The 14898-nt window shown below is 61.3% G+C and carries 18 protein-coding genes; 12 read left to right on the forward strand and 6 right to left on the reverse strand.

Annotated features, from left to right (window positions below):
- Positions 1-164: 164 nt before the first annotated feature.
- Positions 165-494 carry an EscU/YscU/HrcU family type III secretion system export apparatus switch protein gene (locus tag HU724_RS08560; protein WP_137216003.1) on the reverse strand — a complete coding sequence of 110 codons (330 nt, stop codon included), beginning with the start codon at positions 492-494 and terminating at the stop codon, positions 165-167.
- Positions 491-2065 (reverse strand): flagellar hook-length control protein FliK, encoded by a 1575-nt coding sequence (gene fliK, locus HU724_RS08565; protein ID WP_186565961.1) that lies wholly within the window; start codon positions 2063-2065, stop codon positions 491-493. The genes HU724_RS08560 and fliK overlap by 4 nt, the downstream gene beginning before the upstream one ends.
- A gap of 197 nt (positions 2066-2262) precedes the next feature.
- Between fliK and ccmA the strand changes: the two genes are divergently transcribed.
- The 12 genes from ccmA to HU724_RS08625 all read left to right on the forward strand — a co-directional run bounded on the left by ccmA (position 2263) and on the right by HU724_RS08625 (position 10422).
- The gene (ccmA, locus tag HU724_RS08570) at positions 2263-2898 is read left to right on the forward strand and encodes a cytochrome c biogenesis heme-transporting ATPase CcmA (protein WP_073472746.1); all 636 of its coding nucleotides are present in this window, start codon (positions 2263-2265) and stop codon (positions 2896-2898) included.
- A complete protein-coding gene (ccmB, locus tag HU724_RS08575) occupies positions 2895-3563 on the forward strand; it encodes a heme exporter protein CcmB (RefSeq protein WP_039763615.1) in 669 nt (222 codons plus the stop codon). The genes ccmA and ccmB overlap by 4 nt, the downstream gene beginning before the upstream one ends.
- A 97-nt stretch (positions 3564-3660) precedes the next feature.
- Positions 3661-4416, forward strand: a complete 756-nt coding sequence (locus HU724_RS08580) for a heme ABC transporter permease (protein WP_122611635.1) — start codon at positions 3661-3663, stop codon at positions 4414-4416.
- Positions 4413-4589, forward strand: coding sequence for a heme exporter protein CcmD (gene ccmD, locus HU724_RS08585; RefSeq protein WP_016771045.1), 177 nt, complete (start codon positions 4413-4415; stop codon positions 4587-4589). Before HU724_RS08580 ends, ccmD begins: the two co-directional genes overlap by 4 nt.
- A complete protein-coding gene (gene ccmE / locus HU724_RS08590) occupies positions 4586-5041 on the forward strand; it encodes a cytochrome c maturation protein CcmE (RefSeq protein WP_016771044.1) in 456 nt (151 codons plus the stop codon). Before ccmD ends, ccmE begins: the two co-directional genes overlap by 4 nt.
- 3 nt (positions 5042-5044) lie before the next feature.
- The gene (locus HU724_RS08595; RefSeq protein ID WP_186565959.1) at positions 5045-7033 is read left to right on the forward strand and encodes a heme lyase CcmF/NrfE family subunit; all 1989 of its coding nucleotides are present in this window, start codon (positions 5045-5047) and stop codon (positions 7031-7033) included.
- Positions 7030-7566, forward strand: a complete 537-nt coding sequence (locus HU724_RS08600) for a DsbE family thiol:disulfide interchange protein (protein WP_016771042.1) — start codon at positions 7030-7032, stop codon at positions 7564-7566. The genes HU724_RS08595 and HU724_RS08600 overlap by 4 nt, the downstream gene beginning before the upstream one ends.
- A complete protein-coding gene (locus HU724_RS08605) occupies positions 7563-8033 on the forward strand; it encodes a cytochrome c-type biogenesis protein (protein WP_016771041.1) in 471 nt (156 codons plus the stop codon). The genes HU724_RS08600 and HU724_RS08605 overlap by 4 nt, the downstream gene beginning before the upstream one ends.
- Entirely contained in the window at positions 8030-9229 is a 1200-nt protein-coding gene (gene ccmI, locus HU724_RS08610) for a c-type cytochrome biogenesis protein CcmI (RefSeq protein WP_186565956.1), read from the forward strand. Before HU724_RS08605 ends, ccmI begins: the two co-directional genes overlap by 4 nt.
- Before the next feature lie 25 nt (positions 9230-9254).
- Complete coding sequence (locus tag HU724_RS08615; protein ID WP_186565954.1) at positions 9255-9659, forward strand: hypothetical protein; 405 nt, start codon at positions 9255-9257, stop codon at positions 9657-9659.
- Between the two features lie 146 nt (positions 9660-9805).
- Positions 9806-10018, forward strand: coding sequence for a type II toxin-antitoxin system HicA family toxin (locus HU724_RS08620; RefSeq protein ID WP_186565952.1), 213 nt, complete (start codon positions 9806-9808; stop codon positions 10016-10018).
- Positions 10018-10422 (forward strand): type II toxin-antitoxin system HicB family antitoxin, encoded by a 405-nt coding sequence (locus tag HU724_RS08625; RefSeq protein ID WP_186565950.1) that lies wholly within the window; start codon positions 10018-10020, stop codon positions 10420-10422. The genes HU724_RS08620 and HU724_RS08625 overlap by 1 nt, the downstream gene beginning before the upstream one ends.
- A 112-nt stretch (positions 10423-10534) precedes the next feature.
- Here HU724_RS08625 and HU724_RS08630 read toward each other — a convergent pair whose 3' ends face one another.
- The 4 genes from HU724_RS08630 to HU724_RS08645 all read right to left on the reverse strand — a co-directional run bounded on the left by HU724_RS08630 (position 10535) and on the right by HU724_RS08645 (position 14765).
- On the reverse strand, positions 10535-11734 hold the full coding sequence (locus HU724_RS08630) for an MFS transporter (protein WP_186565948.1): 1200 nt from the start codon (positions 11732-11734) through the stop codon (positions 10535-10537).
- A 168-nt stretch (positions 11735-11902) separates the two neighbouring features.
- Positions 11903-12901 (reverse strand): sulfate ABC transporter substrate-binding protein, encoded by a 999-nt coding sequence (locus HU724_RS08635; protein ID WP_016771033.1) that lies wholly within the window; start codon positions 12899-12901, stop codon positions 11903-11905.
- A 103-nt stretch (positions 12902-13004) separates the two neighbouring features.
- A complete protein-coding gene (locus HU724_RS08640; RefSeq protein WP_186565946.1) occupies positions 13005-13829 on the reverse strand; it encodes an ion transporter in 825 nt (274 codons plus the stop codon).
- Positions 13830-13850: 21 nt separating this feature from the next.
- On the reverse strand, positions 13851-14765 hold the full coding sequence (locus HU724_RS08645) for an urea transporter (protein ID WP_186565944.1): 915 nt from the start codon (positions 14763-14765) through the stop codon (positions 13851-13853).
- Positions 14766-14898: the final 133 nt, after the last annotated feature.

Raw genomic sequence — 14898 nt, forward strand, 5'->3', positions numbered from 1 at the left:
GGTATAACTGGGTGGGGCTTCGAGTTAGAGCCGGGGCGATCGCGTCGCTAGAAGATTCAAGCGGCAAGCAAGATCAAAAGATCGCGGCCTTCGGCAGCTCCTGCATCGGGATTCGCGTTTTCCTGTAGGAGCTGCCGAAGGCTGCGATCTTTTGCTTTTGGGTTTCAATAATCATCCCCACGGGCGGTGATGTCCTTCTCGACCATTGGCACGTTCGGGTCTTGTCCCTCGGGGAATTTACCCTTCAGGTTCCAGGCAAACGCGATGATCTCGGCGATGGTGCGATAGAGCTCTTCGGGGATGCTGTCGCCCAGTTCCATCCGCGCCAGCAGGCGCACCAGTTCAGGGTTCTCGTAGATCGGCACTTCGTAATCGCGGGCGATGCGCAGGATCTCTTCGGCCAGTTCCTCGTCGCCCTTGGCAGTGAGGGTCGGGGCGTGGTTGCCGTCGTATTTGAGGGCGATGGCCTGGCGTGGGGCAGTGGAATCGTTCATGCGGTTTCGTCGACCCAGCGGTGTTCGAGGCGGGTTTGGTTGCCTTGTGGGGGAGTGCCGTGGTGGCAGTCGAGGTCGCCGACGTTGAGCCCGGAATCGAGCAGGCGCTGGCGCAAGGCAAACAGATTGTTTTCGATCAGGTCAGCGGTGTACGGACGCTCGGCCCACAGCTGACTGGACAGGCTGCCGGCGATCAGTTGCGCCTGAATCTGCATCGGCCCGAGCGGTTCCAGATCGAAGGCCAGATCGACGCGCCACAGTTGCTGTTTGGCTTCGCGCTCATCGCGGCGCTCGTGGGGCTGCGGCTCGCGCTCCGGCGCTTCTTCACGCTGAAACTTGACCTGCAACGGCACGATGTCTTGCAGGTTGCGCATGGGGATTTCCAGCTGCCAAGTGCTGAGCAGGCGGCCATCGTCGGTGACGCCGGTCTGTTCCAGGCTCGACAACTGATGGCTTTGCAGGCGCGACACCGCTGCGGCGGCGAGGCGCAGCAGTTGTTCGAGATCACCTTCGCCTTCGAGTTTTGCCAGCAGTCGTTCGGGCAATGGGAAACTGCTCGGTACCGGTTTGGCGCTGACCTGGCCGAGGGTGCCGAGGGCGTTCCGGACGAAACTCGGCAGTGCCTGCGCCAGGGTATTGGCGGCGATGATCGCATTGAAATTGGTGTTGCTTGGCAGGCCCGGGGTCAGTTGCGCGATCAGCTTGAGCAGGTCGGCTTTCATGTCCGGGGCGAGCGTGGGATTTTGTCCACCGAGCAATTTCGCTTCGAGGAACGCGCCGCTATTGGCCAAGGCAAGCGCCACGCCTTTGGCGGTGCTCATTTGCTGCACGTCCGGCAGGCTGGCGAGCAGCTTTTCGACCACCGCGCGCAGATCGGCCGAGGTCTGGTCAGTGGTAGGCGGCAGATTTTGCAACATCTTCAGCAGACCATCGAGCGAGCCTTGGCGGCTTTGCTGACCGAGCAATTGCTGACTCACCGCCAGTTGTTCCTGACGGCTGCTCAGTGGCACGAATTTGAGGGTCTGCGCATCCTGCACTTGCGCCGACAACAGGGTGCCGATGCGCAGCGGCTGCGGGCTGTCGACGGTCAAGGTGCTGCCGCTCAATGCGGTGTTGAGCAGGGTGACCATCGAGCGAAATACCGCCGCTTGCCCCGGCGTCTGCGGCAGGGCTTGCGAGGTCACGACTTTGCCTTGCAGCAAGGTGCCGGCGGGCAACTGCGCGGTATCGATGCGGGTGAGGGTGGCGACGCTGCTGGCAATCGCTTGTTGCACGGTGATCGCCAGATTGCCGGCCGATGGCTGAGTGATCGCCAGGTTGGTGCCCTGTGGCAACGGCAGGTTGCTGCTGGCCTGCACGGTGGTCTGGCGACCGCTGTCGAGGGTCACTTTGAGCAGCAATTCAAAGGTCTGATCAGCCTGCTTGAGCGACAACACCTCGGCCTTGGCGCTTTGCCCCGCGCCGATCAAGCCCTCGACCGGCGTCAGCAGCTTGAGCAGTTCACCCGTCTGCGGGCGAGCGCTCGCCGGCACGGTGGGCGGCAGCGGGAGGATGTTCATTTCGCCTGTCATACGCGGACACAACCTGAGGAAATTGCGCTCTTGAGAGTAAGGCACGGCATGTATAATGCCGCGCGTCGTGCGCTTCGTTCAAAAAACCTGGCAATTGTTTGATCCAGCTCGCCAGATCGAGCGATCAAAGCATCTATGCTGCATCTCTTTAACGGCCGCTCCAGAGCCGACTTGAACCGTATAAGGCCCGTGATCCCTTGACCAGTCCTGTCCTGCAAACCGTTGCCCTGGCGTGTGAACGCGATCTGCGGCTGCTTTTCGAAAACCTCGAATTGCGCTTGGCCAGTGGCGACATGGTGCAGATCAGCGGCCCCAACGGCAGCGGCAAGACCAGTCTTTTACGTCTGCTCGCCGGTTTGATGCAACCCACCGATGGCCAGGTGCTGCTCAACGGTCAGCCGCTGACCGAGCAACGCAGCGAACTGGCGCGAAACCTGTTGTGGATCGGCCACGCCGCCGGGATCAAGGATCTGCTCACTCCCGAAGAAAATCTGTCGTGGCTGTGCGCACTGCATCACCCCGCCGAACGCGAGGCGATCTGGCAGGCGCTGGCAGCGGTAGGATTGCGCGGTTTCGAAGACGTTCCCTGCCACAGTCTTTCCGCCGGCCAACAGCGCCGCGTGGCGCTGGCGCGGTTGTATCTGGACAGCCCGCCGTTGTGGATTCTCGACGAACCGTTCACCGCGCTGGACAAGCAGGGTGTCGCTCAGTTGGAAGAGCATCTGGCCGGCCACTGCGAACGCGGCGGTCTGGTGGTGCTGACCACCCACCACACCCTGAGCCGCATGCCGGCCGGTTATCGCGACATCGATCTGGGGAAATGGGCGGTATGAGTGTCTTCGGCCTGCTGCTTGCCCGCGAATCGCGATTGCTGTTCCGCCGCCCGGCGGAGCTGGCCAATCCGCTGATTTTCTTTGCCATCGTCATTGCCCTTTTCCCGCTGGCCGTCGGCCCGGAAACTCAAGTCTTGCAAAACCTGTCCCCGGGGTTAGTCTGGGTGGCGGCGTTGTTGTCGGTCCTGCTTTCGCTGGACGGATTGTTTCGCAGTGACTTCGAAGATGGCTCGCTGGAACAGTGGGTCCTTTCGTCGCACCCGCTGCCGCTTCTGGTCCTGGCCAAGGTGCTGGCACACTGGCTGTTCTCCGGTCTGGCACTGGTGCTGCTGTCGCCGTTGCTGGCGTTGATGCTCGGGTTGCCGGCCGCGTGTCTGCCGGTGCTGCTGCTGTCGTTGCTGCTGGGCACGCCAGTGTTGAGCCTGCTCGGTGCAGTCGGCGCGGCGCTGACGGTCGGTCTGAAGCGCGGCGGCCTGTTGCTGGCGCTGCTGATTCTGCCGTTGTACATCCCGGTGTTGATCCTTGGCAGCGGCGCGTTGCAAGCGGCGCTGCAAGGCATGCCGGCGACCGGATACCTGTTGTGGATGGCCAGCCTCACAGCGTTGGCGATCACCCTGACACCCTTTGCAATAGCCGCTGGCCTGAAGATCAGCGTCGGCGAATAATAATGAGGCCTGGTCAAAAATTGACCACTTCTTCCAGAAGAAAGGCATGACCCTCTGCCAGCTCGCGATGATGAGCGGCAACCGTGATGGAAACAGTATGAACTGGACCTGGTTTCACAAGCTCGGCTCGCCCAAGTGGTTCTACGGCATCAGCGGCAAGTTCCTGCCTTGGTTGAGCATTGCAGCGTTGCTGCTGATCGGCGTTGGCGTGGTCTGGGGCCTGGCCTTCGCGCCGCCGGATTACCAGCAAGGCAACAGCTTTCGCATCATCTATATCCACGTACCTGCAGCGATGCTCGCCCAGTCGATCTACGTGATGCTCGCGGTGTGCGGTGTGGTCGGGCTGGTGTGGAAGATGAAACTGGCCGATGTCGCCCTGCAATGCGCCGCACCGATCGGTGCGTGGATGACCGCCGTGGCGCTGGTCACCGGGGCGATCTGGGGCAAGCCGACCTGGGGCTCGTGGTGGGTGTGGGACGCGCGCCTGACCTCGATGCTGATTCTGCTGTTCCTGTATTTCGGCGTGATCGCGCTGGGCAATGCCATCAGCAACCGCGACAGCGCCGCCAAGGCCTGCGCGGTGCTGGCGATTGTTGGCGTGATCAACATTCCGATCATCAAATACTCGGTGGAGTGGTGGAACACCCTGCACCAGGGCGCGACGTTCACCCTCACGGAAAAGCCGGCGATGCCGGCGGAAATGTGGCTGCCGCTGCTGCTGACGGTGCTGGGTTTCTACTGCTTCTTCGGCGCCGTGCTGTTGCTGCGCATGCGTCTTGAAGTGCTCAAGCGCGAGGCCCGCGCCAGTTGGGTGAAGACTGAAGTGCAGCAGAGTCTGGAGGCGGTGCGATGAGTTTTGCTTCATTCGGCGATTTTCTCGCCATGGGCCATCACGGCCTGTATGTCTGGTCGGCCTACGGCATCTGTCTGGCGGTGCTGGCCCTCAACGTGGTGGCGCCGATTGCGGCGCGCAAGCGTTATCTGCAACAAGAGGCGCGTCGTCTGCGCCGGGAGAACGGCAAGTGAATGCGCTGCGCAAAAAACGTCTGATCATCATTCTGGCGATTCTGGTCGGAGTGGGCGCTGCTGTAGGCCTGGCCCTGAGCGCGTTGCAGGAAAACATCAATCTGTTTTACACGCCGACGCAAATCGCCAACGGCGAAGCGCCGCAGGACACGCGCATTCGCGCCGGTGGCATGGTCGAGGCCGGTTCGTTGCAACGGTCAAAGGATTCGCTGGACGTCAAATTCGTCGTCACCGACTTCAACAAATCCGTGACCATCGCCTATCGCGGCATCCTCCCGGATCTGTTCCGTGAAGGGCAGGGCATTGTCGCCCTCGGCAAGCTCAACGCTGATGGCGTGGTGGTCGCCGATGAAGTGCTGGCCAAGCACGACGAGAAGTACATGCCGCCGGAAGTGACCAAAGCGCTGAAAGACAGCGGTCAATCCGCACCGACGCCTGTGAAGGAGGGTTGATCGATGGCCGCCGCACTGTTTATTCCTGAGCTGGGCCACCTGGCGATGATCCTCGCCCTGTGTTTTGCACTGGTCCAAGCGCTGGTGCCGATGCTCGGCGCGTGGCGCGGTGACCGCTTGTGGATGAGCCTGGCGCAACCGGCGGCGTGGGGCCAGTTTGCCTTTCTGCTGTTTGCCTTTGGCTGCCTGACCTACGCGTTCATGACCGACGATTTCTCGGTCGGCTACGTGGCGATGAACTCCAACAGCGCGCTGCCGTGGTACTACAAATTCAGCGCGGTGTGGGGCGCCCACGAAGGTTCGCTGCTGCTGTGGGCGTTGATCCTCGGCGGCTGGACCTTCGCCGTGTCGGTGTTCTCCCGGCAGTTGCCGCAAGTCATGCTCGCTCGGGTACTGGCGGTGATGGGCATGATCAGCACCGGTTTCCTGCTGTTCCTGATTCTCACATCGAACCCGTTCTCGCGGATCCTGCCGCAAATTCCCGCCGACGGTCGCGACCTCAACCCGTTGCTGCAAGACGTCGGCCTGATCGTGCATCCGCCGATGCTGTACATGGGTTACGTCGGTTTCTCGGTAGCGTTCGCGTTCGCTATCGCCGCGCTGCTCGGCGGGCGTCTCGATGCGGCGTGGGCGCGCTGGTCGCGGCCGTGGACCATCGTCGCCTGGGCCTTCCTCGGTATCGGCATCACCCTCGGGTCGTGGTGGGCGTATTACGAACTCGGCTGGGGCGGCTGGTGGTTCTGGGACCCGGTGGAAAACGCCTCGTTCATGCCGTGGCTGGTCGGCACCGCGCTGATTCACTCGCTGGCGGTCACCGAAAAGCGTGGCGTGTTCAAGAGCTGGACGGTGTTGCTGGCGATCGCCGCGTTCTCGTTGAGCCTGCTCGGCACCTTCCTCGTACGCTCGGGCGTGCTGACTTCGGTGCATGCCTTCGCTTCGGATCCCGAGCGCGGTGTTTTCATCCTGATTTTCCTGTTGTTTGTGGTCGGCGGTTCGCTGACGCTGTTTGCGCTGCGTGCGCCGGTGGTGAAAAGTCAGGTTGGCTTCAATCTGTGGTCGCGTGAGACTTTGCTGCTGGGCAACAACCTGGTGCTGGTCGTCGCTGCATCGATGATCCTCCTTGGCACCTTGTATCCGCTGATTCTTGATGCCATCAGCGGCGCCAAGCTGTCGGTCGGCCCGCCATACTTCAATGCGCTGTTCATTCCGTTGATGGCGTTGCTGATGCTGGTCATGGCGATCGGTGTGATCGTGCGCTGGAAGGACACGCCGGTGAAATGGCTGGTGAGCATGCTCACTCCGGTCTTGCTCGGCAGCGTCGCATTGGCCGTGGTGGCCGGCGTGGCCTATGGCGATTTCAACTGGGCAGTGATCGCGACGTTCCTGCTGGCGGCGTGGGTATTGCTCGCTGGCGTGCGCGATCTGTTCGACAAGACTCGGCACAAAGGCCTGATCAAAGGTTTGCCGACGCTGACCCGCAGTTATTGGGGCATGCAGATCGCCCACCTCGGCATCGCCGTGTGCGCGCTGGGCGTGGTGTTGTCGAGCCAGAACAGTGCCGAGCGCGACCTGCGTCTGGCACCGGGCGAGTCGATGGATCTGGCCGGTTATCAGTTCGTCTTCGAAGGCGCCAAGCATTTCGAAGGGCCGAATTTCACCTCGGACAAAGGCACCATCCGCGTCATTCGTGACGGCAAGGAAATCAGCGTGCTGCACCCGGAAAAACGTCTGTACACCGTGCAGAACTCGGTGATGACCGAAGCCGGCATCGATGCCGGTTTCACCCGCGATCTTTACGTCGCCCTCGGCGAGCCGCTGGATAACGGCGCCTGGGCCGTGCGCGTACACGTCAAACCGTTCGTGCGCTGGATCTGGTTCGGCGGCTTGCTCACCGGATTGGGTGGTTTGCTGGCGGCGCTGGATCGGCGTTATCGGGTCAAGGTGAAAAGCAAAGTGCGCGAAGCGCTGGGCATGACGGGAGCGGCGGCATGAGGCGTTGGTTGATGTTGTTACCGCTGGCGATTTTTCTGCTGGTGGCGGTGTTTCTTTATCGCGGGCTGTATCTGGACCCGGCGGAGCTGCCGTCGGCAATGATCAACAAGCCGTTCCCGGAGTTTTCCCTGCCAAGTGTGCAGGGTGACAAGACGCTGACCAAGGCCGACATTCTCGGCAAACCGGCGCTGGTCAATGTCTGGGGCACCTGGTGCATCTCCTGCCGCGTCGAGCATCCGGTGCTGAACAAACTCGCCGAGCGCGGCGTGGTGATCTATGGCATCAACTACAAGGACACCAATGCCGACGCCTTGAAGTGGCTGGCCGAGTTTCACAATCCGTATGCACTGGATATTCGTGATGACGAGGGTTCGCTGGGCTTGAATTTAGGTGTCTACGGCGCGCCGGAAACCTTCTTCATCGACGCCAAAGGCATCATCCGCGACAAGTTCGTCGGGGTGATCGACGAGCAGGTCTGGCGCGAAAAACTCGCGGCCAAGTATCAGGCGCTGGTCGATGAGGCCAAGCCATGAAACGTTTTCTCGCAGCAGTGGTGTTGGGCTTGAGCCTGGCCGGTGTCGCCCACGCGGCCATCGACACCTACGAATTTGCCAAAGAGGGCGACCGCGAGCGTTTCCGCGAACTGACCAAGGAACTGCGCTGCCCCAAATGCCAGAACCAGGACATCGCCGACTCCAACGCACCGATTGCCGCCGACCTGCGCAAAGAGATTTTCCGCATGCTCGGCGAGGGCAAGGACAATCAGCAGATCATCGACTTCATGGTCGATCGCTACGGTGATTTCGTCCGCTACAAACCGGCGCTCAATGCCAAGACCGCGCTGCTGTGGTTCGGCCCGGCCGGGCTGCTGCTCGGTGGTTTCGTGGTGATCGCGCTGATCGTGCGCAGGCGTCGCGGGCAGCGTGCCGAAACGCCGTCATCGCTGTCTGCCGAAGAACGTCAGCGTCTCGACCAACTGTTGGATAAAAACCAAGAATGATTGATTTCTGGCTCGCCGCAGGGCTGTTGCTTCTGGTCGCCCTGAGTTTTCTGCTGATCCCGGTGCTGCGCGAACGCCGCGCCCAGCGGGAAGAAGATCGCACCGCGTTGAACGTCGCGCTGTACCAGGAACGGGTGGCCGAGCTGCAAGCGCAGCAGGCCGAGGGCGTGCTCGACGCCGCGCAACTGGACAGCGGCCGCGCGGAAGCTGCGCGTGAACTGCTCGCCGACACCGAAGGCGCCGCCACGCCGCGTGTCTCGCGCCTGGGTAAACCGTTGCCGCTGCTGGCCGCTGTGCTGGTACCGGTGCTGGGCCTCGGTCTGTACCTGCATTTCGGCGCCGCCGACAAGGTCGAACTGACCCGCGAATTCGCTCAGGCACCGCAGTCGATGGAAGAGATGACCCAGCGTCTGGAACGTGCGGTCGCCGCACAACCGGATTCCGCTGAAGGTCTGTATTTCCTCGGCCGTACCTACATGGCTCAGGACCGCCCGGCAGACGCGGCGAAGATGTTCGAACGCGCCGCCAACCTCGCTGGTCGCCAGCCGGAGCTGCTCGGCCAATGGGCGCAGGCGCAGTATTTTGCTGACGGTAAAAAGTGGTCGGAGCAGATTCAGAAACTGACCGATGAAGCGCTGAAGGCTGATCCGAAAGAAGTCACCAGCCTCGGCCTGCTCGGCATCGCTGCGTTCGAAGGTGAGCGTTATCAGGAGGCCATCGACTACTGGAATCGCCTGCTCGCGCAACTGCCGCCGGATGACAACTCTCGCGCTGCGCTGCAAGGCGGCATCGAGCGTGCCGCCGAACGCCTGAAAGCCAGCGGTGGCAAGGTTGCCGAGGCTCCGGTGCCGAAAGCTGCATTGCTGAAAGTCAGCGTTGATCTGGCCAGCGACCTCAAGAGCAAGGTGCAACCGGGCGACAGCGTGTTCATCTTCGCCCGCGCCACTTCTGGCCCACCGGCGCCGCTGGCGGCCAAACGTCTGACCGTGGCTGACCTGCCGGTGACCGTCGAACTGGGCGATGCCGATGCAATGATGCCGCAGTTGAAACTGTCCAACTTCCCTGAAGTCCAACTGGTTGCGCGCATCTCACGGGCCGGTCAACCGACCTCCGGTGAGTGGATCGGTCGCAGCGGCCCAGTGGCCAGCAGCACTACCGCGCCACAAAAACTGACTATCGACAGCCCGGACAAGTAACCGGACCCAACAGGAAAGCACCGCCATGCACACCATCGCCCGCATCACAGTCCTCTCACTGGCCCTGGGCTTGAGTGCATGTGCGGTACAACGCCCGGAACCGACCACCAGCCTGCCGCCGATCCCGCCGTCTCAGCCAAGCCCAACCCCGTCGACCTCGCCGACCCCCGGCAAAAGCATCCCGGCCAAACCCGCCAAGCCCGTGCCCCGCACCTCGGCCAGCTTTGCCCCACCACCGGGCGGCAACAGCCACTGGGATCAGAAACTCGGCGTCTACGTCCTCGACGACCAGACCAACACCTTCTACCGCCAGCGCACCTACTACCGCTGGAACAACGGCTGGAGCCGCTCGATCAGCCCCAACGGCCCGTGGGAAGACACCAACATCCACGGCGTCCCGCCGGGGTTGGGGAAGAAGTTCGGGCAGTAAGAAAAACGGCGATCCTGGGATCGCCGTTTTTTTTACCGTTTGAATCACACCTTGTAAAACTACCAGCCATCACCCCGTCCCATTCTGTGCTTGAGTAAAGATAACTCTAGAGATACTTTTGATGGGCCAGGCCAAGGAGGCGGTTGGTGCAGAGCAGGCTATTGATGAACGAGCTGGAGGAGGCGGACTGGACGCTGGATCGGGTTGCGGGCAGTCATCACATCTTCACTCATCGTTACAACCCGAACACGATTGCCGTCCCGCATCCGAAAAAGGATTTACCGCTGGCGACAGTCAAAAGCATTCGGCGGCGCGCGGGGTTATTCAGCCCGCCAACCCGACATGAAGGAGATCCGTAATGCAATATCCCATCTGCATCGAGTGGGGTGACGAGAACACTGCCATCGGCATTCAGATCCCCGATATTCCCGGCGCGGTCACGGCCGGGGACAGCTTTGAAGAGGCCTACAACGCGGCCGTGGAAGTGGCTCACCTCATGCTGCAGGAGATCGCGGCGGCCGGTCAGGCGATTCCGATGCCGACCTCGGCAGCGGCGCATCGCAATCGTCCGGATTTTGCCAAGATGGGCTGGGGCATGCTGGAGCTGGATATCTCGCCGTACCTGGGCAAGACCGAAAAGGTCAACGTTACGCTGCCCGGCTATGTCATTCAGCGTATTGATCGCTATGTACGCGAGCACAACGTCAAAAGCCGCTCCTCGTTTCTGGCGGATGCGGCGATGGAGAAACTGGTTCGGTATTGAGGGTTTGCGCAATTGTGGGAGCGAGCCTGCTCGCGAAGGCGTCAGGTCAGGCACTGATCTGTGGCTGACACACCGCCTTCGCGAGCAGGCTCGCTCCCACTATGACATCGCGTCAGGACGCGACTTTTCGCTGCGCCAGCGCAGCGTTTTGCGATGCACTCAAAAACCGCAGCAACGCCAACAGCGGAAACACGCTGCCGACAATCACGATCCACAACCAGCCGCCATGCTCGTACACCGCACTGGCCACCGAGGAGCCGAAGGCGCCGCCGATGAAGATGCTGGTCATGTACAGCGCGTTCAAACGACCCCGACTTTTCGCGTCCAGCGAGTACACCGCGCGTTGCCCCAGGACCATGTTCATCTGCACGCAGAAGTCCAGCACCACGCCGGTCACGGCCAGGCCGATGACGCTGTAGGCCGGGTGGATGAAGGCGGGCAGGAAACTCAGGCTGGCGAAGAGCATGGCCAGCAGCGAGGCGATGCGTGTGTGGCCGGCATCAGCGAGGCGGCCGCTGATTGGCGCCGCGATGGCACCGATCGCGCCGACAAGGGCGAAGATCGCGATCTCGCTTTGCGACAGGCCATGGTTGCGTGCCAGCTCCAGCGGCACGGCGGTCCAGAACAGGCTGAACGTGGCAAACATGCAACCCTGGTAAAACGCCCGCTGACGCAGCACCGGTTGCTGGCGCAGCAGTGTCCACAGCGAACCGATCAACTGGCCATAAGTAGCGCTGTGATCCGGCTGGCGCTTGGGCACGGTCAGCGCCAGCACCACGCTGATAGTCGCCATCAACGCAGCGGCGATCATGAACATGGCGCGCCAGCCGAGGTGATCGGCGACCACACTCGACACCGGTCGCGCCAACAGAATGCCCAGCAGCAAACCGCCCATGATCCCGCCCACCACGCGACCACGGGACTCTTCCGGCGCCAGATGCGCGGCCAGCGGAATCAGGATCTGCACCGACACCGAGCTGAAGCCGACCAGCAAAGAGATCATCAGAAATACGTTCGGTTGCTCGGTAAACGCTGCGCCAAGCAGACTGGCAATCGCCACGACCGTGGTGATGATCATCAGCCGCCGGTTCTCCAGCAGATCCCCCAATGGCACCAGAAAGAACAGGCCCAACGCATAGCCGATCTGCGTCAGCGAGACGATGAAACTGGCCATGGTGTCGGAGAGGCCGATGTCCGGCGCGATCAGGCCGATGATCGGCTGTGCGTAGTAGATGTTGGCAACGATGGCGCCGCAGCAGAACGCGAACAGCAGGACCATGCCTCGGGTCATTGCGTGAGGAGTGGTGGTCATAGGGAATCTCGGGTCGGGCACAGGAAAGGGCTGAGGCTAATGGACAACGTGGACTGGCAGAAGACGTTTTCGGATGATAACTGTTATTACGCCGTGTAATGACCGGTATTGCCACGCAACAAAAAGGCGACCTCGGTGGGTCGCCTTTTGATTTTTTCAGATCAAGCCTCACTGCCCGCTATAAATCTGATCAAACACGCCACCATCATTGAAGTGGGTTTTCTGCACCGTGCGCCAGTCTCCAAAGGTCTTCTCCACCGAAAGGAAATCGACTTTCGGGAAACGGTCGGTGTACTTCGCCAGCACCGCCGGGTCACGCGGGCGCAGGTAGTTGGCCGCCGCAATTTCCTGTCCTTCCGGCGACCACAGGTACTTCAGATACTCATCAGCCGCAGCGCGCGAGCCTTTCTTGTCGACGACTTTATCGACCACCGAAACCGGTGGCTCGGCTTCTGCGGAGACGCTTGGGTAGATCACTTCGAACTGATCGCGACCGAACTCGCGAGCGATCATTTCCGCTTCGTTTTCAAAGGTCACCAGCACGTCGCCGATCTGGTTGGTCATGAACGTGGTGGTGGCGGCGCGGCCACCGGTGTCGAGTACCGGCGCCTGCTTGAACAGCTTGCCGACGAAGTCCTTGGCCTTGTTCTCGTCGCCGCCGTTTTTCAGCACATAGCCCCAGGCTGACAGGTAGGTGTAGCGGCCATTACCGGAAGTTTTCGGGTTCGGCACGATCACCTGTACGCCGTCCTTGAGCAGATCCGGCCAGTCTTTCAAGGCCTTCGGGTTGCCCTTGCGGACGATGAACACCGTCGCCGAGGTAAACGGCGCGCTGTTGTTCGGCAGGCGCGTGACCCAATTGTCCGGGACCAGTTTGCCGTTGTCGGCGAGGGCGTTGATGTCGGTGGCCATGTTCATGGTAATGACGTCAGCCGGCAGGCCGTCGATCACCGAACGCGCCTGCTTGCTCGAGCCGCCGAAGGACATCTGCACGGTGATGTTTTCGTTGTGCTCGGCTTGCCAGTGCTTCTGGAACGCAGTGTTGTAGTCCTTGTAGAAATCGCGCATCACGTCGTAGGAAACGTTGAGCAGCGTCGGTGCTGCCTGGGCAATGTTGGCCAAGGCCAGGCCGGCGGCGAGAAGTGAGGCGCCAAAGAGTTTTTTCACTGCGCATTCCTTGTTCTGTGGGGTGTCGTGTCAAAAATGAGGCGATTTGCCAGCGACTATAGCGGGCCTCGCATAGTCGCTTAAAGATTAAAAAGCTCTGTGCTTATTCCACTTTCTTGAACAGCTGACTGCCGCAGCGCGAACAGAACGCTGCGCTCTGCTCGTGGGACTTTTTCTGGCAGCTCGGGCAGTCATGTTGCAGCTGTTCGCCGCGCATGGCGTTGGCCAGCTCAGCGGTGAAAATCCCTGTGGGCACGGCGATGATCGAATAACCGGTGATCATCACCAGCGAGGAAATCACCTGGCCCAGCGGCGTCTTCGGCACGATGTCGCCGAAGCCCACAGTGGTCAAGGTCACGATCGCCCAATAGATGCCCTTGGGAATACTGGTGAAACCATGTTCCGGGCCTTCGATCACGTACATCAGCGTGCCGAACACTGTCACCAGCGTGCACACGCTGACCAGAAACACGACGATTTTCTGCTTGCTGCCACGCAGCGCCGACATCAGATAGTTGGCTTGCTTGAGATACGGGCTGAGCTTGAGCACGCGGAAAATCCGCAGCATCCGAATGATGCGGATAATCAGCAGATACTGCGCATCGCTGTAATACAGCGCGAGGATGCCCGGCACGATCGCCAGCAGATCCACCAGGCCATAAAAGCTGAAGGCATAGCGCAGCGGCTTGGGTGAGCAGTACAGACGCAGGATGTATTCGCCGAGGAAGATCGCCGTGAAGCCCCACTCGATATAGGCCAGAACGTCGGCGTAATTACGGTGAATGCTGTCGATACTGTCGAGCATCACGATCACCAGGCTGGCGAGGATGATCACCAGCAGGATGCCGTCGAAGCGACGCCCGGCCGGGGTGTCGCTCTGGAAAATCATGACGTAAAGCCGTTCGCGCCAGTTGTTGCTGCTGTCCATGGATAACGCCTGAATCGAAGATCAGCGCAGCCTAGGGTGATTCTCCTCGTGAGCGCAAGACTCATGCGCAAGCGACGCTTTGCCAAGCATTTGAATGCCGGCACGAATCAACCAGCAGGCGAGGATGAACGGCGCGGTCAGCGTGGCCAGCCCGAGGGCGGCAAACAGCGGCGTCACCAGCAGGGCCAGGACAATGGCGAGCAGCGGCAGCCACGGATTTTGTCGCTGAGCGCTGAAGGCGAGGGCGGCGAGTACAGCGTTGTAGCCACCGAGCCCGAGCAGTGCGGCGGACGTTTCGTGGTGCAGCAGGCTGGAACCGAGCCCGATCGCCGACGCCAGCAGCGCCCAGCAGAACGCACGGCGATCGGCAATCAGCAGACCGCTGGCAATCAACGCCCCGGCCAAAGGATGGTCTAGGAACATCACCTGGCCGAATCCGCGCAGTTCAGCGGCCAGCACATTTGTCGTGTTCAGGTCGACCGGTGCCACCGGCGCGGACGGTTCGGCGAACATCAGCAGCACCCAGCTGAGCGCCACGAACGGCGAGGTATACGCCGGTATGGCGCGACTGCGGTACACGTGTTTGAGCCATTGCTGAGTGAGCATCGCGCTCAAGCCGCCCGCTGCAAGAATCAACGGCGGCAGCAGTGGCGACCAAGGGAAATACAGGCTCAGCAGCAGGCCGAGCAGCACGCCGTTGTAGCTGAACAGCCCGGCCTGGCGATCGGCCTTGGCGTAGTTGCGCCGCTGCGCGGTGAGCAAACCAGCAACGCCACCAAGCAGCGCCCCGGCGAACAGCACCGGCGCGGTCAGCAGAATCGCCAACAGACACAGCAGGCCGCACAGCGGATGACGCTGAAAGAAAATCTGACTGAAACCGTTGAGCAAAGCCTCGGCCCAGTCGGGGCAGTGGGTGTTGAAGTGATTGGCAGGCATGGCAGTTCTGAAAGTCAGGGAAACCGAGGCGCCTGCTTCGCGAGCAAGCTCGCTCCCACATGGATCTGCGTCCAGTCATTGAGTTTGTGGTGCACACAAATCAACTGTGGGAGCGAGCCTGCTCGCGAAGAGG

This window comes from Pseudomonas iranensis, from assembly GCF_014268585.2.
In the GTDB taxonomy this organism is placed as follows: Bacteria; Pseudomonadota; Gammaproteobacteria; order Pseudomonadales; family Pseudomonadaceae; genus Aquipseudomonas; species Aquipseudomonas iranensis.

Excerpts from the sequence above, each read along its gene's own strand:
- HU724_RS08600 (WP_016771042.1), top strand. The coding sequence starts at position 7,030 with ATGAGGCGTTGGTTGATGTTGTTACCGCTGGCGATTTTTCTGCTGGTG.
- ccmD (WP_016771045.1), top strand. The coding sequence starts at position 4,413 with ATGAGTTTTGCTTCATTCGGCGATTTTCTCGCCATGGGCCATCACGGC.
- ccmI (WP_186565956.1), top strand. The coding sequence starts at position 8,030 with ATGATTGATTTCTGGCTCGCCGCAGGGCTGTTGCTTCTGGTCGCCCTG.
- HU724_RS08580 (WP_122611635.1), top strand. The coding sequence starts at position 3,661 with ATGAACTGGACCTGGTTTCACAAGCTCGGCTCGCCCAAGTGGTTCTAC.
- HU724_RS08645 (WP_186565944.1), bottom strand. The coding sequence starts at position 14,765 with ATGCCTGCCAATCACTTCAACACCCACTGCCCCGACTGGGCCGAGGCT.
- HU724_RS08625 (WP_186565950.1), top strand. The coding sequence starts at position 10,018 with ATGCAATATCCCATCTGCATCGAGTGGGGTGACGAGAACACTGCCATC.
- HU724_RS08560 (WP_137216003.1), bottom strand. The coding sequence starts at position 494 with ATGAACGATTCCACTGCCCCACGCCAGGCCATCGCCCTCAAATACGAC.
- ccmB (WP_039763615.1), top strand. The coding sequence starts at position 2,895 with ATGAGTGTCTTCGGCCTGCTGCTTGCCCGCGAATCGCGATTGCTGTTC.
- HU724_RS08595 (WP_186565959.1), top strand. The coding sequence starts at position 5,045 with ATGGCCGCCGCACTGTTTATTCCTGAGCTGGGCCACCTGGCGATGATC.
- HU724_RS08605 (WP_016771041.1), top strand. The coding sequence starts at position 7,563 with ATGAAACGTTTTCTCGCAGCAGTGGTGTTGGGCTTGAGCCTGGCCGGT.
- fliK (WP_186565961.1), bottom strand. The coding sequence starts at position 2,065 with ATGACAGGCGAAATGAACATCCTCCCGCTGCCGCCCACCGTGCCGGCG.
- HU724_RS08630 (WP_186565948.1), bottom strand. The coding sequence starts at position 11,734 with ATGACCACCACTCCTCACGCAATGACCCGAGGCATGGTCCTGCTGTTC.
- HU724_RS08615 (WP_186565954.1), top strand. The coding sequence starts at position 9,255 with ATGCACACCATCGCCCGCATCACAGTCCTCTCACTGGCCCTGGGCTTG.
- HU724_RS08640 (WP_186565946.1), bottom strand. The coding sequence starts at position 13,829 with ATGGACAGCAGCAACAACTGGCGCGAACGGCTTTACGTCATGATTTTC.